This is a genomic window from Campylobacter sp. CCS1377, assembly GCF_040008265.1.
GTDB lineage: Bacteria > Campylobacterota > Campylobacteria > Campylobacterales > Campylobacteraceae > Campylobacter_D.
The window spans coordinates 404,331-425,220 of record NZ_CP155620.1 but is presented as its reverse complement, the minus strand read 5'-3'; the positions used below and the strand labels follow the sequence as shown (position 1 = coordinate 425,220).

At 31.9% G+C, this 20,890-nt stretch carries 22 protein-coding genes; 1 reads left to right on the top strand and 21 read right to left on the bottom strand.

Features of this window, described 5'->3' with window-relative positions:
• Positions 1-9: 9 nt before the first annotated feature.
• From xseA to AAH949_RS02115, 17 genes are all read right to left on the bottom strand, one after another.
• Positions 10-1,173 carry an exodeoxyribonuclease VII large subunit gene (xseA, locus tag AAH949_RS02195; RefSeq protein WP_348518843.1) on the bottom strand — a complete coding sequence of 388 codons (1,164 nt, stop codon included), beginning with the start codon at positions 1,171-1,173 and terminating at the stop codon, positions 10-12.
• Positions 1,170-1,877, bottom strand: coding sequence for a bifunctional demethylmenaquinone methyltransferase/2-methoxy-6-polyprenyl-1,4-benzoquinol methylase UbiE (gene ubiE, locus AAH949_RS02190; RefSeq protein WP_348518842.1), 708 nt, complete (start codon positions 1,875-1,877; stop codon positions 1,170-1,172). The genes xseA and ubiE overlap by 4 nt, the downstream gene beginning before the upstream one ends.
• A gap of 8 nt (positions 1,878-1,885) precedes the next feature.
• Complete coding sequence (locus AAH949_RS02185; RefSeq protein WP_134237733.1) at positions 1,886-2,647, bottom strand: hypothetical protein; 762 nt, start codon at positions 2,645-2,647, stop codon at positions 1,886-1,888.
• On the bottom strand, positions 2,647-3,060 hold the full coding sequence (gene perR, locus AAH949_RS02180) for a peroxide-responsive transcriptional repressor PerR (RefSeq protein ID WP_134237732.1): 414 nt from the start codon (positions 3,058-3,060) through the stop codon (positions 2,647-2,649). Before perR ends, AAH949_RS02185 begins: the two co-directional genes overlap by 1 nt.
• A 167-nt stretch (positions 3,061-3,227) precedes the next feature.
• Positions 3,228-5,066 (bottom strand): 1-deoxy-D-xylulose-5-phosphate synthase, encoded by a 1,839-nt coding sequence (gene dxs, locus AAH949_RS02175; RefSeq protein WP_348518841.1) that lies wholly within the window; start codon positions 5,064-5,066, stop codon positions 3,228-3,230.
• Positions 5,063-5,881: a flagellar assembly protein FliH gene (gene fliH, locus AAH949_RS02170; RefSeq protein ID WP_134237730.1), complete on the bottom strand. Its 819-nt coding sequence runs from the start codon at positions 5,879-5,881 to the stop codon at positions 5,063-5,065. The genes dxs and fliH overlap by 4 nt, the downstream gene beginning before the upstream one ends.
• A gap of 8 nt (positions 5,882-5,889) precedes the next feature.
• Positions 5,890-6,918 carry a flagellar motor switch protein FliG gene (gene fliG / locus AAH949_RS02165; RefSeq protein ID WP_134237729.1) on the bottom strand — a complete coding sequence of 343 codons (1,029 nt, stop codon included), beginning with the start codon at positions 6,916-6,918 and terminating at the stop codon, positions 5,890-5,892.
• Positions 6,918-8,603: a flagellar basal-body MS-ring/collar protein FliF gene (gene fliF, locus AAH949_RS02160; protein ID WP_348518840.1), complete on the bottom strand. Its 1,686-nt coding sequence runs from the start codon at positions 8,601-8,603 to the stop codon at positions 6,918-6,920. The genes fliG and fliF overlap by 1 nt, the downstream gene beginning before the upstream one ends.
• Positions 8,604-8,764: 161 nt before the next feature.
• Positions 8,765-9,130 carry a hypothetical protein gene (locus AAH949_RS02155; RefSeq protein ID WP_348518839.1) on the bottom strand — a complete coding sequence of 122 codons (366 nt, stop codon included), beginning with the start codon at positions 9,128-9,130 and terminating at the stop codon, positions 8,765-8,767.
• Between the two features lie 159 nt (positions 9,131-9,289).
• Positions 9,290-10,390, bottom strand: a complete 1,101-nt coding sequence (hisC, locus tag AAH949_RS02150; RefSeq protein WP_348518838.1) for a histidinol-phosphate transaminase — start codon at positions 10,388-10,390, stop codon at positions 9,290-9,292.
• Complete coding sequence (pheA, locus tag AAH949_RS02145; protein ID WP_348518837.1) at positions 10,380-11,453, bottom strand: prephenate dehydratase; 1,074 nt, start codon at positions 11,451-11,453, stop codon at positions 10,380-10,382. The genes hisC and pheA overlap by 11 nt, the downstream gene beginning before the upstream one ends.
• Positions 11,441-12,208: an HAD-IIA family hydrolase gene (locus AAH949_RS02140; RefSeq protein WP_348518836.1), complete on the bottom strand. Its 768-nt coding sequence runs from the start codon at positions 12,206-12,208 to the stop codon at positions 11,441-11,443. Before AAH949_RS02140 ends, pheA begins: the two co-directional genes overlap by 13 nt.
• Before the next feature lies 1 nt (position 12,209).
• Positions 12,210-13,415 (bottom strand): diaminopimelate decarboxylase, encoded by a 1,206-nt coding sequence (lysA, locus tag AAH949_RS02135; protein WP_134237725.1) that lies wholly within the window; start codon positions 13,413-13,415, stop codon positions 12,210-12,212.
• A gap of 16 nt (positions 13,416-13,431) precedes the next feature.
• Positions 13,432-14,490: an LptF/LptG family permease gene (locus AAH949_RS02130; protein ID WP_348518835.1), complete on the bottom strand. Its 1,059-nt coding sequence runs from the start codon at positions 14,488-14,490 to the stop codon at positions 13,432-13,434.
• A 2-nt stretch (positions 14,491-14,492) separates the two neighbouring features.
• A complete protein-coding gene (gene pth, locus AAH949_RS02125) occupies positions 14,493-15,038 on the bottom strand; it encodes an aminoacyl-tRNA hydrolase (protein WP_134237723.1) in 546 nt (181 codons plus the stop codon).
• Positions 15,035-15,571: a 50S ribosomal protein L25/general stress protein Ctc gene (locus tag AAH949_RS02120; RefSeq protein WP_134237722.1), complete on the bottom strand. Its 537-nt coding sequence runs from the start codon at positions 15,569-15,571 to the stop codon at positions 15,035-15,037. The genes pth and AAH949_RS02120 overlap by 4 nt, the downstream gene beginning before the upstream one ends.
• Before the next feature lie 64 nt (positions 15,572-15,635).
• On the bottom strand, positions 15,636-15,767 hold the full coding sequence (locus AAH949_RS02115) for a hypothetical protein (RefSeq protein WP_243832557.1): 132 nt from the start codon (positions 15,765-15,767) through the stop codon (positions 15,636-15,638).
• Positions 15,768-15,965: 198 nt separating this feature from the next.
• On the opposite strand from AAH949_RS02115, the gene AAH949_RS02110 reads away from it, so the two are divergent.
• Positions 15,966-16,424, top strand: coding sequence for a hypothetical protein (locus AAH949_RS02110; RefSeq protein WP_348518834.1), 459 nt, complete (start codon positions 15,966-15,968; stop codon positions 16,422-16,424).
• A 23-nt stretch (positions 16,425-16,447) separates the two neighbouring features.
• Here AAH949_RS02110 and AAH949_RS02105 read toward each other — a convergent pair whose 3' ends face one another.
• From AAH949_RS02105 to AAH949_RS02090, 4 genes are read right to left on the bottom strand one after another with little or no spacing between them, the layout of a single operon-like run.
• On the bottom strand, positions 16,448-17,416 hold the full coding sequence (locus AAH949_RS02105) for a transaldolase (protein ID WP_348518833.1): 969 nt from the start codon (positions 17,414-17,416) through the stop codon (positions 16,448-16,450).
• Positions 17,413-18,039, bottom strand: a complete 627-nt coding sequence (gene serB / locus AAH949_RS02100; RefSeq protein WP_348518832.1) for a phosphoserine phosphatase SerB — start codon at positions 18,037-18,039, stop codon at positions 17,413-17,415. Before serB ends, AAH949_RS02105 begins: the two co-directional genes overlap by 4 nt.
• The gene (locus AAH949_RS02095; RefSeq protein WP_134237719.1) at positions 18,039-18,557 is read right to left on the bottom strand and encodes a chemotaxis protein CheW; all 519 of its coding nucleotides are present in this window, start codon (positions 18,555-18,557) and stop codon (positions 18,039-18,041) included. Before AAH949_RS02095 ends, serB begins: the two co-directional genes overlap by 1 nt.
• A gap of 4 nt (positions 18,558-18,561) precedes the next feature.
• Complete coding sequence (locus AAH949_RS02090) at positions 18,562-20,889, bottom strand: chemotaxis protein CheW (RefSeq protein ID WP_348518831.1); 2,328 nt, start codon at positions 20,887-20,889, stop codon at positions 18,562-18,564.
• Position 20,890: the final 1 nt, after the last annotated feature.

Sequence of the window (20,890 nt, the reverse complement as noted above, 5' to 3'; positions counted from 1 at the left end):
AATCTCTCCTTAAATAATAGTTGCATCTTTTTTACAATCTTGTGAATAAAGCGTTATAGTATCGCCGCTTTTTAATTGATTTAAATGAATTTTTTTACCATTTCTTTCAATGCTGACTAAATCCTTACTTTTTTTAAAAAAGCTTTCATGCTGCATAAAAGCTTGATGAAAATTATTTAAATTCAACTCACAATATTGAATTTTATTTTTTAAAGCTAGATCAAGTTGAATTTTTAATAACTCAAGCTGCTTGATTTTATGTGTGATAATTTTACTCAAAGAATGGCTTTGAAAAAGCTTAAATAAAGAATTTAAATTTTGCTCTAATTGCATTATTTTACCCAAAAACACATTTTTAAATCTTTCTTCTAAAATATCCAAACCTTGCTCTAAGTCTTGTTTTGCCGGAAGTAAAATATCAATGGCTGCACTTGGAGTTGGCGCTCTAAAATCGGATACAAAATCACTAATGACATAATCAATCTCATGACCGATAGCTGAAATGACAGGGGTTTTAACCTTGAAAATTTCCCTTGCTAAGTTTTCATCATTAAAACAAAAAAGATCCTCTCTGCTTCCACCGCCTCTTGCTAAAATAAGCACATCAAGCTTCATACTATCAGCTTTATTTAAAGCTTCTATTAAAGAATTTGGTGCTGCTAGTCCTTGCGTAAGGGCGTTAAAGATATAAATTTTAGCCAAAAAATACTCTTTGTGTTTGATAAGTTTTAACATATCTTGTAAAGCTGCTGAAGTTTGCGAAGTGATAATACCAATTTTCAAAGGAAATTTAGGCAAAGATTTTTTATGAATTGGATTAAATAAACCCTCTTTTTCAAGCTTATCTTTTAAGGCCAAAAATTTAGCCTCTAAATCTCCAAAACCTGCTTTTTGCATACTCTTAGCGATGAATTGATAACGCCCACTCTGGGTATACAAACTCAAATTTCCACTAAGCTCTAAAAAATCTCCCACACTTGGCTTAAAATCTACTTTTAAATTATTCCCCATAAACATCGCACAAGCTATACTTGATCTCTCATCTTTAAGCTCAAAATACCAATGTCCTGAACCATGTATGGTGATTTTTGAAATTTCACCCTTTAAAATAATATCTTCAAAATGGGTTTCTAAAAGGGTTTTCGCCTTTAAATTAAGCTCGCTAACTGTCATTGTTTTTGCGCTACAAATAAAGAACTCACACCGAAGCTAAAGCTTTGAAAATATTGCATTTTAAAACCCGATTTTTCTAATTCTGCTATGAATTCTTCCTTACTTAAAAAACCCTCTATAGAATTTGGCAGATATTCATAAGCGCTTTTATTTTTACTCACAAGAGCGCCTAAAAAGGGCAGAATTTTACTCAAATAAAAATCCCTAAAAAATGCTACAAAACCTCCTTTATCGCGTTTAGTAAATTCCAAAACCACCAAATTTCCACCCTTTTTTAAAACCCTAGCAAATTCATTCAAAGCCTCTTGTCTTTGCACAACATTTCTAATGCCATAACTAATGCTAATAATATCAGTACTATCGCTTTCTAAAGGCAAACTTTGCGCTCCTGATTGTATAAACTCTACACCTTGAAATTTTTTCTTTGCAACTTCGAGCATACCACGACTTGGGTCAATGCCTTTAATGGATAAAATTTTTTTGGTCATTTTTTTTGCTTGCATCTGCCAAATGCCTATCATATCGCCTGTTCCACAGGCTACATCTACGATATCAAGCTCATTTTTAGGATGAGTTTTAAGCACATAAGCACAAGCTTTTTTACGCCAGCTCACATCCACGCCAAAACTTAAAATTCTATTGGCTTTATCATAAGTTGGCGCTATTTCATCAAACATTTCTATAATTTTTTCTTGTTTTTGCATTTTTGACCTTAGTTGAGTTTTCGCACTTCTTGTAATAAAGAAATAATTTTATCTTTTTTACTTGAAATTTTTCTAAGTATTACCTCTTCTTCTTGAATGAAAAAATATTTATTGATTTTTTTTATCAATTTTGTATCAAAAAAAGGGTTTAAAATTTCAAATAAAATACAAATTCTATAATAAATTTCAAACAATTTTTTATGTTTAAAATCATCCATAAAAGTTAAAAATTTATCAATACTTTCTTTAAGATAACAAAAAAGCTTTTTTTGATAATTCAAAACACTTTTTGCTTGAAATAAAAAAGCATGATGAATGAAAAATTCAAGATTAACTAAAAAAAGATAAAAATCTTGCGAATTTAAAAAACTGAGTAATTTTTGAGAGAAAAAATGAGATTTATAAAGATCTTGATTTTGAAAAATCATTCTTTGACATTGTAAAAATTTATGCTTTAATTCTGTAAAAAATTCTTGAATTTTTTCATCAAAAATATCGAAAAAACAATAAAAAAATTCATAAATTCTATAAAAAGAATAATAAAATTCCAAAGCGTATTTGCCTTTTAACTGCTTAATGAATTTATCTTTTGAAAAAACAATGCTACGCAAGTAAAATGAGGATAAATTTTGAAAATATTCAAAAAAATCATCATAAAAATAAGAAGCATTGTAAATAAAATGTTGAAATTTATAAGCCTTGTAAAAATAAGGCATTTTTATAAAAGCTTGTTTTTCATTAAAAGAAATTTGAGCACGCCCTAAAAGCATTATTTTTTACATTTAGAACAAGTTTTAACATAAGCACAAACGCTTAAATGCTCGATTAAATTTGAAAGCTTGCGTTCTAAATGCTCTTGATACTCGTTTAATTTCGCATCTTCAAAATGTAAATCTTCGATATTACCGCAATTTGAACAAACAACATGAATGTGTTTTTCTTCGTAAATATCATAACAAGTTTTTCTGTTTCCTGCATTGATTTCAACCACCAAGCCATTTTCTTGCAAGGTATTTAAATTTTTATAAACAGTCGCTAAAGAAATGGTAGGATAATCTTTTTTAATATCAGCATATAATTCATCAATGCTTGGATGCTCATGACGCTTTAGAATATTTAAAATACAAAGTCTTTGTGGCGTTGCTTTTAAATCATATTTTTTTAAAATTTGAAGAAATTCCATAATATTCACCTTATTCTTAAATAACTCGCTATAATATAAAAAAAAAGATTAAAAAAAGTTTATATTAAATAATATTTTTTATTAAATAATAAAAGATTATAGATATTTATAAAATAAATTTTTAAAATATTTATTAAATATTTATAATAATCAATACAAATTATTATTTAAAAATAGGTTTTAACCTTATTAAGCAAACTTTGAACATCAAGTTCTAAAGACTTTTCTACTTCACTAGTTTTACCATGCTCTATAAATTTATCTTGGTACTCAAAAGAAATAATTTTTATATTTAAATCATTAGTTTGTACAAAATTTTGCAATAAACTCCCCACGCCACCAATTTTTGCATTTTCGCTAAATACAAACCAAATTTGAGAAATTTTAGCTAGCTCTTTTAAAAGTGTCTCATCTAAAGGCTTAGCAAAAATTAAATCAATCAAATTAACGTTTTTTCCATCATTTTGCAATTTTTCTAAAACCTGCCATGCCTTGCCCACGCCTTGTCCATAGCCTAAAAATGCAACTTTACTTCCATTTTTTACAAGCCACTGTGCTTTGGCAAATTCTATCTTACAAGGATGAAATTCATCATCTAAAATAAAACTTCCCCTAGGATAACGAAAAGCGATAGGACCTTCATGAAAATATGCATACTCCATAATCTCTTGCATCATAGCTTCATCTCTTGGAGCAAGTAAAGTCAAATTTGGCAAAGGAGCTAAAAAACTCACATCAAAAACCCCTTGATGCGTCTCCCCATCTTCACCTACTATCCCTGCTCTATCCATAGCAAAAACAACATTTAAATTCATGATAGCACAATCATGTATAACTTGATCATAAGCGCGCTGTAAAAAAGTACTATAAATAGCAATAAAAGGTTTAAAGCCCTCTTTTGCCATAGCAGCCATAGAAGTAACCGCGTGTTGTTCTGCAATAGCTACATCCCAAAAACGATTAGGATAAGTTTCAATAAGCTTTTCAAGTCCTGTTCCACTAGGCATTGCAGCAGTTACGCCAACTATATTTTCATATTTTTGTGCTAAATCGAACAAAGTATTGGAAAAAATCTCTGTAGCCGATTTTTTAACATCACTCTTTTTAAGACTTTCTCCACTATCCACATCAAATGCCCCCACTCCATGCCACTTAGCATGCTTTCCTTCAGCCAAAGCATAACCTTTGCCTTTGATGGTTTGTGCGTGGATAACACAAGGTTTTTGCATAGCTTTAGCTTGTTTTAAAGCAGAAATCACTTCACTTAAATTATGTCCATCAATAGGACCAATATATTCAAGGCCAAGCTCTTCAAAAAAAAGTCCTGGAGTAATAAGCTTAAAACTTTCTTCAAAGCGTTTTGCCATATAAGTCGCACCTTCTGGCAATACATCCAACATCTTTACCACACGCTTTTTAAATCTTTGGTAAAACTGCGTTGCCATAGCTTGAGAAAGGTATTTTGAAATCGCTCCAATAGGTTTTGAAATACTCATTTCATTATCATTTAAAATGATCACACAAGGAAATTTAGAATCACCTAATTCATTTAAAGCCTCATAAGCCATTCCCGCACTTAAAGCCCCATCGCCTATTAAAGCTATAGGAATACGATCTTCATTTTTTAAAGCTATAGCTTTACAAGCCCCAACTGCTAAAGAAATCGAAGTGCTAGAATGCCCTGCTACAAAATAATCTCCCTCATTTGGCTTGGTGTATCCACTAAGCCCATTAAACTGCCTCAAAGTGTGAAAAATATCTTCTTTGCCACTTAAAAGCTTATGCGGATAAGATTGATGAGATACATCAAATATAAAAGGATCTTTCTTTGCATCAAAAACATAATGCATTCCTATGCTAAGCTCTACAACGCCCAAATTTGAGCTTAAATGTCCGCCATTTTTGCTAACAACATCAATGATCCTTTCTCTTAAATTTAGCGCTAAATGCTCCAAGTCTTCAACGCTCATAGCCTTAAGATCAAGATCTTTAAAAGAAAAACTCATTGCGAAACCATTTGTTTGATTTTAGCCAAACGATTATTTAAATTTGATTCTATATTTCCCACATCACTCAAAACAATGACACTACCTTTACTGATCGCATCATCTAAAGTGATCTTAATCTGAGAATTTTGTTCAAATTGTGCTTTTAAAAATTCATAATCACTTGAATTAACTTTTAACTCAATCGCACTGGCACCCTTAAGCTCAGTGATTAAATCCTTAGCTAATGCAAAGGCAATTTTGCTTGAATTTTCTTCAAGTTCTTTAAGTATCACTTCTTTAGCGATATCTAGCGCAGCATCGGCTAATTCTTGTTCATTTTTTTGCACAAAAGCATCTAAATTTACACAAGCCTCATTAAGCTTTGCAACACTTTTTAGATACTTATCTTTTAATTCACTTAGCTCTTTTTCGTATTCTGCCTTGGCTTGTTCGTAGCCTTCTTTTGTGAATTTTTCTTTGGCATTTTCAAGTTCAGCATTTAAACGATTGCTAAATTCACTTTCTTGACTTTCAATTTGCATTTGAAGCTTTATAATATTTTCTGACATTTCATCTGTTTTTTTAAGCAAATCCTCTACAAAACTTGGTGCAAAAGCACTTTCTTCTTTTGCTGTGACATTTTGTTGCTGTGCTTCTTGCTCATTTTGTTCTTGTTGTAATATAGGTTGTTGCTGAGTGTTTTCTTCAATCTTTTGTTTTTCTTGCTGCTTTTCTTGCTCGCTTACAAATTCTGACATTACTTTAAAGCGATAACCTTCAATAACATGTTTATTTGAGTTATTTTGTGAAATCACATTCGTATGCTTAATCATTTAATACCCTATTCTATCATCTCATCGGCTTCGCCAGTTTGCACCAAGCCTTGCTCTGCAAGCTTTTGCACCACTTCAACCACTTTTCTTTGTGCCTCTTCAACATCTTTAACACGCACCGCACCCAAAAAGCCCATTTCTTCAAGGAAAGCTTCGCTCGCACGGCTAGACATATTGGACAAGAATTTTTGCTTCAATTCCTCACTTGCGCCTTTTAAGCCTATCATCAAATCACGCTTATCTGCAACTTTTAAAATTTCTCTAATTGCCGCGGTGTTAAGTTTAGAAATATCATCAAAAGTAAACATAAGTTCTTTAATAGTTTCAGCCAAGCGCTCATCGCTTTGTTCTATGTAAGAAATAGTTGATTTAGATGCTTTTTGTCCTAAGCGATTAAGCACTTCAGCCACCGCTCTTGGGCCTCCCACTTCAACCTTATAAGAAGTAAGGCTTTCAAGCTTACTTTCAAGCACAGCAGAAACCCTTTTAATCACAGAAGGAGAAATATCGCCAAGATTTGCCATTCTTATCACAACCTCAGCTCTTAACTCATCACTAAAATACTCCAAAGTTTCAGCTGCATGAATAGAATCCATATGTGCTAAAATCAAAGCTATGGTTTGCGGGTGTTCTTTTGTGATAAAGTCTGCAAGCTGCTGAGGCTTGATTTGTGCCAAGTATGCAAAATTTTGATTATTTTCCATACTTTTGGTAAGTTTTTCTAAAATTTTATTTGCAATTTCAGGACCAAAAGTGCGGTAAAGTATTTCTTTGGCATATTCCAAACCGCCACTTTTAATGTATTGATTAGACTGAAGCAGAGTATAAAATTCCTCTAAAACCGCAGTGGCTATTGCACGATCAACATTTTTAGCCATAGCAATATAGCGAGAAATTTCAGTAATTACATCAATTTCCATATGCGAAAATACCGAAGTTGTAGCATCTTCACCAAGTTGTATGAGAAATATCGCTACCTTTTCAGGCATCGATAAATCATCATAAATCATTTTTTGTTCTTCACTAAGCTTGATCATCAAATATCCTTATGTTCGCTACTAAATTCTGCATCATTTTCAATCAAACCTTGAAGCAAACTTGCAATTTCTTGGCTTTTATCGCCAACCATAGTTTTAAGTTTTTCAAGTAAAACTTCGTATTGCAATTCATCTTCATTAATGCTTTCACCAAGCCCGAGCTGCTCTTCAACCTTTTTCCTTGCGGCATTAAATTTCTCCAAAGCATCTTCAGCATCATCAAGCACTACACTATCACCTTGCATAATTTCTTCTTGCAAATTAACATCTTGCAGCATTTTTTGTGTAAATGGAGCAATAACTTTTTTGTAAAAAATAAAAAGCAAAATCGCAGCAATAATATATCTTACAGGAGGAATAATAGGCTCGATAAATCTTGCATAAAAAGTCTTAACCTTACTTTCCACTTTAACTGTAGTTTTTTGGAATTCTAAGTTACTTACTGTAACTTCATCTCCTCTTGCAGCATTATAATTGATAGCACTTTGAACTAAATTCTTGATATTTTGCATTTCATTATCACTAAGCGGGGCATATTCAAGTTTTGTATCGCCATTTTCATCGGTAATTTCTTTATATTTTCCATCAATCACAACAGCAGCTGAAGTTCTCACTATAGTAGCAAATTCTTTTTTTGTGCTAGTGATGGTTTTTGAAAGCTCGTTATTGGTTGTTACTTGATTTTTTTTATAAATTTCAAGCTGATTATTAGGATCTAACCCTTCCACTGGCCCTATATTAGAAACTGCACCTGGAACACCTTGAATTTGAGGATCTTGTCTGCCTTGTTTTTCTTCATTTAAGGTTTGTTCGCTACGAATGATTGGATTTGGATCATAAATTTCGCTTTGTGATTCTTTTTTAGAAAAATCAAAATCAATATTTACATTAGCCACAACTTTATCAACACCGCCAGCAAAAGGAGCAAGGGTATTAACGATTTTTTGCTCCAATTCTTGCTCGTGATCTCTTTTGTATTTAATTTGCGCTGCAATGATATCAATATCATAAGCTTCTTGCTCATCTAGAGGCACACCATTTTGATCGGTGATTTTTACATTTTGAGTTGTCATTTTTGGAATGGCTGCTGCAATGATATTTTTTATCCCATCAATTTGTTTTCTAGTGAGCTTTAAGCCTTCTTTAATATTCAACACTACAGAAGCAGTAGGCGGGGTTTGTCTTTGAGTAAATACACTCTCCTTAGGAAAAGCTATGTTTACCGTTGCTTGTCTTATAGGCTCTAAAGTTTCAATAGTCCTTGAAAGTTCGCCTTGTATTGCCCTTTGATATTTAATTCTTTGTTCTTCATCTGTAGCCCCAAATTGCTGCTGATCAAAGCCTTCAAAGCCCATACGACTGTCTTTTAGCAAGCCCTCTGAAGCCACCATCATTCTTTGTCTATAAACTTGATCTTTTGGTACTAAAATTGTAGTTTCATCTTTAAGCTGATAAGGCACTCCGTTTTTTTCAAGCTGTGCAACAATTAAAGCTGAAGAACTAGGATTGACATTTTCCACTAAAACCGCATAATTATTTGTCCCGCTAGAACTTCCACGATAAAGAGTTAAAAATACTAAAAAACCGACAACAAGCACGATAGCTGCTGCAATAACAATGCGTTGCTTGCGAGTTAAATTTTGATAAAGTTGCCCAATTTGATGCAACATATTTTTAAAATCCATTAATCCTCATCCCTATAGTTTGCTCAATTTTAACATAATTTTTAATAATTTTTACATAAAAATTATGTAACTTTGTATAACTTTGATACATTTGAAATTTATCTTAAGCTTATATTGTCTTTGTTCGTTTTCAAAACCAAATACAAAAATGATTTAAAATACTAAAAATTTAATTTTTCGAATTTAAATTCAACAGACTTAAGCTCGGTAGTATTTTCATCACCAAACCACTCCAAAAGTTCTGTTTTTATCAAAGTTTTAATTTGATTTTCATTTAAAACATAAGGGCTATAAATTTTAATACAATATTGCCCTTTCATAAAAAGCCAATATCTCGCAAGCATAGGTGATATATCGCAAATAGTATTAGGCGGACAAAAATAATCATCAATGATTTTAACACTGCTATATGCGTTTGTAAAATTATTTTGTTCTAAAAGTTCATCAAAGCGTTTTTGAAAAAAGGTGCTTTGACTTATTTCAAAAAGATTATAGATTAAAAGCTCATCGTTTTTTTGAAAATTCATTGTTATTTTAGCTATTTTTTTATTTCTTTTAAATCCAAATCCGTAAGCTCTCTAGGCGTTTTTTAAGTTCTTTTTCTTCTATGTCTTTAGCAAAAGAACTTAAGCTTAAAAATACGATAAAACAAGCTAAAAATCTTTTTAAAAACATTAAATTTTATTTTAAACCATGCTGTAGATTCCACCAAACTCCACAAAAAATCTTTCATTTTGATAAGGTGTCCCAATAGTAATTCTCATCGCATTTAAACCATAGCTTTTTAAATTTCTTACAATAATGCCTTTCTTAAGCAATTCTTCACACAAAACACTGCTATTTTTCTCATCAAAAAAATAAGTAATAAAATTGGTATAACTTTCAATAAATTTAATATCATATTTTTTAGCAAAATCCTTAAAAAGCTCCATTTGAGAAAAATTATTTTCTAAGGTTTTTTTACTAAATTCGTCATCATCTAACGCTGCAACTGCTGCTTTTAGAGCTAAATTACTCACATTAAAAGGTGCACGAAGTTTGTAAAATGCACTAATAATTTCTTTGCTTGCTATACCATAACCAATGCGTAACCCACCAAGCCCATAAAGCTTAGAAAAAGTCCCCAAATAAAGCACATTTTCATAACTCTTTATCAAGTCTTTTGGCTCTAAGTGCTTTTTGCTATCTTTAAAAGATGCAAATTCATTATAAGCTGCGTCAATTATAATTAAACAATCCTTATCAACACCCCTTATAAATTCAAGCACTAAATCCTTATCTAAACACTCGCCCAAAGGATTATTTGGCAGACATAAAAAAATAATTTTAATTTCATCTCTATGACTTTCATAGAGTGCTTTAAACTCGTCTAAATCATGTGTTATACTTTGCGTTTTATAGCATTTTGAACCGCATTGTTTAGCATAAATTTCATACATCGCAAAAGTCACTCCGGCTTGCAAAAAAGCATTTTTAGAATTTAGCTTAGAATGGATTGCAAATTCTATAACTTGATCGCTACCCGCACCGATGATGATATTTTCATTTAAAACGCTGTATTTTTGTGCTAATTTGCTTTTAAGTTCTACCATACTATCATCAGGATAAAGATTAGCTTTAAAAACATTTTCTTCTAAGGCTTTTATAGCTTTTGATGGAACACCAAAAGGATTTTCATTGCTTGCTAGTTTGATAATTTCTTTTACGCCATATTCCTTAGCAACTACTTCTATATCTTTGCCTGGTTCATAAGTGCTTAAATTATCTAAAAATTCATTAAATTTCATTTTTTTCTCCCGATAGATACGATCCCAACCAAACAATTTCATCAGCTTGCTTCAAAGCCCTTTGGACATTTTCATCATCAATGTGTCCTTCAAAATCTATATAAAAGCTATGTAAAAATTCCTTAGCTTTAACAGGACGCGATTCAAGCTTAGTAAGATTGATATTTTCTCTTTTAAATTCATACAATAAATCACTAAGCCCTCCTGGTTTATGTGCCGTATGTGCCAGAATGGAAGTTTTACAATTATCCATTTTAGGGTTTTTAATATCACTTAAAATCAAAAATCTCGTGCGATTTGCTAAATTATCTTCTATAGTATCAAATAAAATTGGCACATTATAAAGCTTGGCTGCTATTTTGGAACAAATCGCTGCTGAATATCTATCTTGCGAAGCTAAATAAGCAGCATTAGCTGTAGATTTTGAAGGTACAAATTCGACTAAATTTAAACCATGGCTTTCTAAAAATTTACGGCATTGATTGTAACCTTGCGGATGAGAATAAATCCTTTGTATATCTTTTAAATTTTCATTTAAACTCACAAAAGAATGATGAATATCCATATAAATTTCGCCAAAAATTTTAAGTTCTTGATATTTTCCTAAACAATCAAGCGTAACGCCTACTGCACCTTCAGTGTTATTTTCTATAGGCACAACACCGTATTTTGCCTCTTTATGTATTAATTCTTTAAACACATCTTCAATGGTTGCTAAAGGGATATAACGACTCATAGCCCCAAAACGACTTCTTGCAGCTTGATGAGTATAAGTTCCTTCAGGTCCAAAATACGCCACACTTTGAGGCATTTCTAAATTTCTTGATACAGCAAAAATTTCTTGATAAATAGCTTCAATAGCGTTTTGATCCAAAAGTCCAAAATTAGTATTCTTTAAACGATTGATAATCGCTCTTTCTCTTTCTGGACGATAAATGGTTCCACCCGAATTTTGCTTAATTTCTCCTATGGTTTTAACATAATTCATTCTCTCATTTAACAAAACTAAAATTTGGTCATCCACTACATCAATTTTTGCTCTAAATTCCTCTAAATTTGGCATTTTAGCTCCTTTGTAATTTCTAAAACACTAGGATAAATCCCATCAAGCAAACTTGTATCAAGTCCTTTGGTATCGCTAATTTTACCACTTAAAACAAGCAAAGTTTTCATTTTAAGTTCTTTAGCTTTTAACAAATCTCCCTTAAAATCATCGCTAATGATTTTAATATCTTTAAATTCGGCTCCCTCATTTTGCATTTTTAAAAGCTTTAAAGCCTCATTATAAAAAGCAAAACTTGGCTTCCCTATAACTTCATAATCAAAATTTATAGCATTTTTAAGCATAGCCATAATACTTCCAACGCCTGGATAAAGCCTATTGTCCTTTTTATAAATGCTAGTTTCATGCATAGCAATCATTTTCAGCCCATCTTTTGCAAACTCTATCATGCTGGCAAAATCTTTAAATTTAAAATTATCGTAACTCGCTACAAGCACGGCTTGTGGGTTTTTAAAATCAAGCTCAAAACCAAGTTTTTCTACGCTTTGTAAAAACTCACCTGCTCCAAAAGCAGCAATTTTACAAGGTTTTAAATAATCTTGCAGAACACAAAAAGGATCAATATAAGCATTTTCTTTAATAGCTAAGCCTTTTTGTCTTAAATTTTCTAAAAAATTAAGTTTTTTTGTATTGTTTGTAATGATAACATAAGGCAAATTTCGCTCATTTAAAAAATCAATTAAATCTTTCGCTCCACAAATCAAAGATTTATCAGCATCAGAAATCAAAGTCCCTTGCACATCTAAAAAAAACATTTCAAGCCTTTAAAAATTTAACTTCCAAAGCAATTTGATCTTCAAAACTCTCTCTTTGACGAATAAGTCTAATCTCGCTATCTTCAACTGCAAGTTCGCATGCACGATTTCTTGTATTATAATTGCTACTCATACTAAAACCATAAGCGCCTGCGTTTTTAATAATCATTATATCTCCATTTTGACTTTGAGGCAAAAGACGATCTTTAGCAAAAAAGTCACCACTTTCGCAAATTCCCCCTACAACATCGCACAAACTTTTTTCACCTTCGCTAAAAGGCAACAAAATTTCATGATAAGCCTCATATAAACTCGGACGAATTAAATCATTCATCGCAGCATCTACAACAATAAATCTTTTATGATTGTTATTTTTCTCATACAAAATGCTACAAACTAATTCTCCATTTTTTGCAACCAAAAAACGACCTGGCTCCATTCCAATAGTAAGATCAAGCCCGCTTAAATTTTCTAAAATTCCTTGTGCATAAGCGTATAAATCAGGTTCTTTTTCTCCTTCATAACCAACGCCTAAACCTCCGCCTATATCAAAAAATTTAAGCTCAATTTTTAGAGCTTTTAATTCTCTTACTAGCTTTGCAACAATGCCCGCAGCTTCATGAATAGGAGAAATATCTAAAAGCTGCGATCCAATATGAAAATGCACGCCAACTGGCTCCAAAAAAGAAGAATTTTTGGCATATAAATACATTTTTCTAGCAGTTTCAATTTCTACGCCAAATTTGTTTTCATTAAGTCCTGTGGAAATGTAAGGATGAGTTTTTGCATCGACATTTGGATTAACGCGGATACTGATTCTTGCTTTTAAATTAAGCTCTCTAGCTACACTTTCTAAAAGCATCATTTCAGCTTCACTTTCAAGATTGATATACAAAATATCATATTCTAAAGCAAGTTTTAACTCTTCTTTAGTCTTGCCTACTCCACTAAAAATGATTTTATAATTTTTAGCTCCAGCCCTTAAAGCGCGTTTTACTTCCCCGATACTGACGCAGTCAAAGCCGCTATCAAGTCTTGCTAACATTTGTAAAAGACTTAAATTTGAATTGGCTTTTACAGCATAAAAAATTTGTGATTTTCTTGCCTTAAATGCCTCTTTTAACGAAAGAAATTTTTGCTTAATAGCATCAAAATCATATATATAAAAAGGCGTTTGAAAATCTTTTCTTAATCTTTCGTAATCCATATTTAGTTTTCCTTTATCATCTGTGTTTAAAAAATAAAAACAAAGCCGCCAAAGACAAGCATAAAACTGGGAAAATAATACCCAATTCTGGTATCAAAACACCATTTTCACTAAGTCTTAAAAATAAAAATAAAACTCCCCATACTACAAGCGTAACAATTAGAAACACAAAACCAATAAAAGCTAAATTAAAAAATCGCCCTATTGCTGGAAAAAAATAATACATTATTAGCATCAAAAAAGGAGCAAAAAAAGGAGCAAAAATAAGGATATAAAGTTCAGTTTTTAAAGCATTGGTATTAATACCTTGTTGAGAAAAAATTCTAATTCCTTCAATGGCATCAATAATCGAATTTGAATTCACGCTAGCAGCTCCTTCGATAATTCTTGGTTTAAAACCATATAAAGCTTGCATTTTATCATATTCCGCCAATTTCAACCCTTCTTTGCTTAGATTAAAATCTTGTGGCAAATAAATCTCTTTAATATTATCAAAAACCCAATGGTCTCTATCAAAAAAAGCACTTGAAATTTCAGAAACTTGAGTGAGTTTTAAATCTTTAATATCAAAAATTTTCATCTCCATCACTTTGTTTTGCAAGGGATCAAGCTTTGAAATATAAATAAATTGTTCATTGTATTTTAAAAAAATATTATCACTTTGATTTGCTAAAACTGCGTTATTTAAAATATTTCCCTTATAATTTTCAGCATACGCAAAAGGCGTGGAATTTAAACCCACATAAACAAGACAAAAAAACAAAGCCCATAAAAAAGGATATAAAATCACATGATTTTTGCTCAAACCCAAAGCATAAAGACTAACTAATTCATTACTGCGTATCATGGAAATTAAAGACATGATTAAAGCAAAAACCAAAGACACGGGCAAAATATAGCTCATCGCAGAAAAAGATAAAAAAATAACATATAAGATATCCAGATTAGCAGAATCTGGCAAATTTTTAAAATTCAAAAGTAAATCTACGCCAACAAAAAATAAAACCAAAGAAAAAAATATAATAAAAAAACTCTTAAGATAAATAGCTGAGATAAAACGAAAAAATACACTCATACTCAACTCTTTAGGCTATATTTTGATGATACAGCAGTTAAATCACCGCTGCTAATAAGCTCAAGTAAGGCTTTTTTGGACTGCTCTAAAACCTTGCTTAAAATTACTTCTTCATCAGTTTTAAATCTACCTAAAACATGAGAAATTACATTTTCTCCTTTTCCTACCCCTATGCGCACTCTTTCATAATCGCTTCCACATAAACTATCAATGCTTTTAAGTCCATTATGTCCACCACTTGAACCGCCTTTCTTAAAACGCAAAGCCCCTAAGTTAATATCAATATCATCATGTATAACTATAATTCTTTCACATTTATAAAAATCATTTACGGCTTTGACACTAAGTCCTGAATTATTCATATAAGTACTAGGTTTAAGAAGAAGTAAGGAAGAACCTATTTTAAAAAGTTCTCCTTTAAATTTAGAATTACTAAGATTTGTAAAATTGCTCTCTTTTAAAAGCAAATCAATTAACATAAAGCCCACATTATGGCGAGTATCTTCATACTCTTTGCCTATATTGCCAAGCCCTACGACTAAAATCATCTAGCTTTTTCTACGCCAACAACTGCAACTCTATCCGCATCTACCATAGTAACACCCGCAGGAACTACTATATCTCTAACAAGCAAAGCATCGCCCACATCAAGCTTACTTACATCAAGCTCAAAAAAGTCTGGTAAATTTTCAGCCGCACATTTTACTTTTAGTCTTCTTTTTGATTGGATTAAAACACCTTTATTTTTAAGACCTATTGCTGTTCCTGTGATTTTTACTGGAACCATGTATTTAGAAATCACGCCTTTTTGTGCAACTTTTAAATCCACATGCTTAAGTTCTGCAGTTACAGGATCTTTTTGATAATCTACAACTACAACGCTTAAAGTTTGTGAACCTACTTTTACATCAAAAATTAAGCTTGTTTTTTTGCGAACTTCTTTAATAAAATCATTTATTTTAAAAGCCGCATTGATGTTTTCTAATCCTTTACCATAGATGTTTGCGATTAGATAACCATCTCTTTTTAAAGCTTTAGCTGCTTTTCTACCGATACTCTCTCTAACGATACCTTCTAACATCTTTTGTCCTTTCTGAAAAAATAAGGGTTTATTATAGCTGATTTTGGCTTAGTAGAGTATAAATTTATTTAAAGAAATCACAAATATCTATTTCAAAAATTTCAGCCATCTGAAACAAGTGATTTAAATTAAAATGTGCTCCTCTATAATGCCTTTCTGCGCTTGCGACAATAGATACACTTTTATGTCCCAGCAATAAAGATAATTCTAACTGAGAAATTCCTTTTTCTTTTCTAATTCTTGCAATATTTTCCCTATTTTACGATGTTTTTCTGACATTTTTTATTTCATGCAACTAAGCCTTATAACACTTTATTTATAAGTTTAGTTTTTATATAATTTTTCATTAATTATTTATAACACAAAGCATTATTAAACTATAATTTGGATTAGATTGGACTTGGAGCCAATCATAGTAAAAATAATTGACAAAAATGAAGGATTAGGATGGAGTTTAGAGTATGCTAAATGCGTTGAAGTTGAATATAGAAAATTTCTTCTTCTATGTCTTGAAAACAAAGAAGCATCCATAGTGCCACCAACAGACGTTGATAAATTTTGGCATTATCATATCTTAGATACATTAAAATATGCTCAAGATTGCGAAAATATCTTTGGTTACTTTTTGCACCATTTTCCTTATTTTGGAATGCGTGGCAAAAAAGATCTAGAAAATCTCAATAAATCTTGGGATGAAACTTGTCTATTATATGAAAGAAGATTTGGAAAACCATCAAAATATATAAAAGAAAATTTATGGAAAGCAGTAGGCAGATGTCCAAATTGCGGCAGAAGATCGCCATCTAATATTTTTTCAGTTAAAAGACCAACTCTAGCAGATGCAAGTGCTTAATCTCGAGCGAGATTAAGCTTAATTTATAAAGCTTTTAAAATATCTTCAAATGCTATGCAAAATTGCTCCAAACCATCATCTAGCAAAGTCTTACAAGCTTTAATTAATTCATCTTGTGCAATATTAGCATTTAATTTCTTCTCTATACACTCATCCTTTAATGGCTCTTTAAAAATCAATTCCTTGTCCAAAAATGCTCTAATTGCATCTAGTGGTGCTGTATTGATGGCCTTTTCATAAAGAAGTTCTTTGATATAATAATCCTTTGCCAAATCATCACCTTTTATGCCTGTGCTTGCAAACAAGGCTCTAATGCCTTCTTCGTTTTGCGAAACAATATACTTATAAGCCTTTGTAGCTGTTAAAATTCCTATGGTATTTTTATCTACCACTCTCTCATTTAAAAGCCTATCAAAACGACTTACAAAGATACTTATAACCGCTTTTGGCTCTCTTGATCTTGGATTGTTTTTTCTAAATTCTTTAAGTCCAGCACTTAAAGCTTCAAAACAAGACTTGCTTTGCTCAAAATCAAAAATCAAAGTCGCATTGACACTAATTCCATTTTTCATCAATTCATACATCACTTCATAAGAAGCCTTGGTAGCTGGAATTTTAATCATCACATTTTCTTTGGCTATATTTGTATAAAGCCTTTTTGCCTCGCCCAAACTTAAACTTGTATTATCATGAAATCTTGGATCGATCTCAAGGCTAATAAAACCATCATTTCCTTGATAAAACAAAGGAGCTAATTTATCGGCGGCTTTCTGTATATCGGCAATTGCGAGTTCTTCATAAATTTCTTTTGCTTTTTTGCCTCTTAATTTGGTAATTTTTTCCTTATATATAGGCGAGGTTAAAATAGCATTTTTAAAAATAGCAGGATTTGAAGTCGCACCATTAATCGCATTTTTTGCAATTAAATCTAAAAATTCATTGTCCAAAAAATTATTTTCTATAAAATCACACCATAGGGAAAATTTTTTCATTTTATTACCTTTATAATCTCTTTTAAATCTTTTTCATCTACGCAAATATCTGCATAAGTTTTTAAAATTTGTTTTGCACAAAATGCTATTTTTAAACCACTTTCTTTAAACATAGCAATATCATTAGCCCCATCGCCAACACACATTACTTCTTCATTTTTTAAATTTAGAAATTTCTTTAACCTTTGAAGCATAAATCCTTTAGAATTTGCAAACATAATTTCTCCGCCAACAAGACCGGTTAAAATCCCATCTTTATGATGCAAAAAATTTGCAAAACCTAAGCTGAAATTTAATTTTTCTTGAGCAAAATCAATGCCCTCATGAAAACCTCCGCTAAAAACAACAGTTCTGATCTGCTTAGAATGCAAAAATTCAATAAGCTCACAACTTCCTTTCATCAATGGCAAGGTTTTGCATACCTCTAAAACAGTTTGGTATTTCATATTCTTAAGCAAAGACACTCTTTGAACTAAGCTTTCAAAAAAATCAAGCTCCCCATCCATAGCTTTTTGCGTGATCGCCTTAACTTCATCACCTACCCCATAGACATTCGCTAAAATATCTATGGTTTCTCCATCCATTAAAGTGGAATCAAAATCAAAAACACAAAGTTTTATCATTAAAATTCACGCTTTAAAAGAGCTTCAACTTTTAATATAGTAAGGATATTATCATCTCTTTTACCTATACCATAAATCATACCCTTTTCTTTCAATAAAGTCTCAGGTGGCGGATCAATCCTGCTTCTGTGAATTTTAATAGCTTCAGTAAGTCTATCTATCACAAAACCAGCATTTCCTCCAACACCACTGCCATTGCTTTCCCCTTTAAGCACTATGTAACGAGTTTGAGGAGTCATCTTTGAACTACCCAAATTAAATCTTTGAGCCAAATCAATGAGAGGCATAACATTTCCTCTCATATTAAATACACCTAAAACATAAGAAGGAACACTAGGAACTCTTGTATATTCTATAGGTTTGATAATTTCTTGGATATTAAGAATTGGAATAGCATATTCCTCTTCCCCAACCACAAAGCCAACCAACTGAATAATATCATCATCACTATGGTTTGTGCCAACACCTGCGATTTGCGTTTTTTGTCTTTGCAAAATTTGATTTAATTTCTCACTCATGACATTATCCTAATTTTAAATTCTTTCTGACTACATTTTCTAAGTATTCTGGCGAATAAGGCTTAGTGATATACTCAGTCATTCCTACTTCAACGCCTCTTAAACGATCAGTTTTGCTTGTTCTTGAAGTTACAGCAATTAAAGGCAAATAGCGGTATTTAGAATACTTTCTAATTTCGCCTGCTAAAGTATAACCATCCATTCTTGGCATCTCAATATCAATCAATACTGCATCGATATCATGCTCATTAGATTTAATAAGACCTAAAGCTTCAACACCATTTGTGGCTTCTAAAGTTGAAACTCCAAGCGGCTCTAAGGATTTTTGCATTAAAGTTCTATCCATCTTAGAATCGTCCACAATTAAAACTTTATAATCACTTGGTTTTTCTTTTGGTTTTTTCGCACTTGATTCAATCTGAGCCTTAATATCTACCTTAATTTCCTTTGCCATATCCATCATGGCGCCCACATCAACAATCAGAGTTACCCTACCATCACCACGAATGGTAGCTCCAGCAATGCCTTGAATATTTTGCAAATAATCACCCATGGATTTAATAACAATCTCTTCTTGACCCACAAGAGTATCTACAATAATACCTAGTTTACTTTCAGCAATACCCACAACAACCACATAAGTTTGATCACCACCTTCAAGAACTTGCTTAACTCCAAAAACATCTGAAAGTCTTACAAGAGAAAGAACTTCATCTCTTAAACGCAAGACATTTTTACCTTCAATTGTATAAATATTATCAATTGGCACTCTAACCGTTTCAAGAACACTTGCAAGTGGTATAGCATAAAACTCTTCTTGAGTTCCTACAAGCAAAGATTGAATGATTGCTAGAGTTAATGGAATTTTAAGTTTAAATGAACTTCCTTTACCCAATTCACTGTCTATTTCAATAACACCATTAAGTTTTTCAATATTCGTTTTAACAACATCCATACCCACACCACGACCTGAAACATTTGTTACCTTCGCAGCCATTGAAAAACCAGGTTTAAAAATCAAAGCAAAAGCCTCCTTATCGCTCATTTGCTCCGCTTCTCTTTCAGTAATTAAATTCTTCTCAATTGCTTTTACTTTAAGTGCATTAGCATCAAGCCCCTTACCATCATCGGTAATTTCCACAACAATATGATTACCTTCATTATAGGCCTTAAGCTGCACTATACCCTTTTCTGGCTTTCCTAATGCCAAGCGTGTGGCTGGATCTTCTATACCATGATCACATGAATTTCTAATCATATGCATAATAGGATCACCTATTTCTTCGACAATAGACTTATCAAGTTCTGTTTCTTCACCTGAAATTTCAAGCTCCATTTGCTTACCAAGCTCACGACTTAAATCACGCACAACTCTTGGAAATTTATTAAAAACCTTCGCAATTGGTTGCATTCTTGTTTTCATAACCGCAAGTTGGACATCAGTTGTTATGATGCTTAATTGACCTACGACTTGATTAAGCTCTTCTAGGAATTTTTCTCCTTCATAACGCTCTTCTACATCATCATAAATTTTAAGCAAACGGTTTTTACCCAAAACAAGTTCGCCAATTAAATTCATTAAATGATCAAGCCTTTTTACTTCAACACGGATAGTTTGATCCATAGATGAGCTATTTGCACCACCTACAGCAGGAACTTTTTTATCTGCATTAGCTCCAGAATTTGTTTGTGTTTTAGGAGCTTGTTTGGCCACATTAGCCTTTTCTTCTTGTTTTTTTCTCTCTCTTCTAGCTTGATCCTCTGCTTTTCTGACTTTTAAAAGTCTTTCAATTTCAGCTTCAACTTCAGAGTCGCTTAACTGATTTACATCAATTTCTGGCTCCTCTTTTATTTGTTCTGATGCTGATGTTTCTTGTGTTTGTGGTTGTGAAATTGCATCAGAATTCTCACTAGAGTTTATCTCAGCGGAGCTATTGTCATTGCCTTCAGAAATTGCAGTTAATTTTGTGCAAATTGGCTCTATATCCATTCCAATAGCCGTATCATTGCCATTATCCCTAATAGAATTAAGCAAAGTTTTCATTCTATCAACTGACTCCAAAACCACATCCATGATATCTGGAGTAATTTTCAACTCTCCGTGTCTTGCTTTGTTTAAAACATCTTCCATATGATGAGTAAGTTTTGTCAAAACATCAAAATTTAAAAAGCTTGATGAACCCTTAATGGTATGAGCAACGCGAAATATACTATTTAACAGCTCTAAATCTTCTGGATTAGTTTCCAACTCCACTAAATCATGGTCGATTTGCTCAACTAACTCAAAAGCTTCAACCAAAAAATCTTCAAGTATTTCTTGCATATCTTCCATA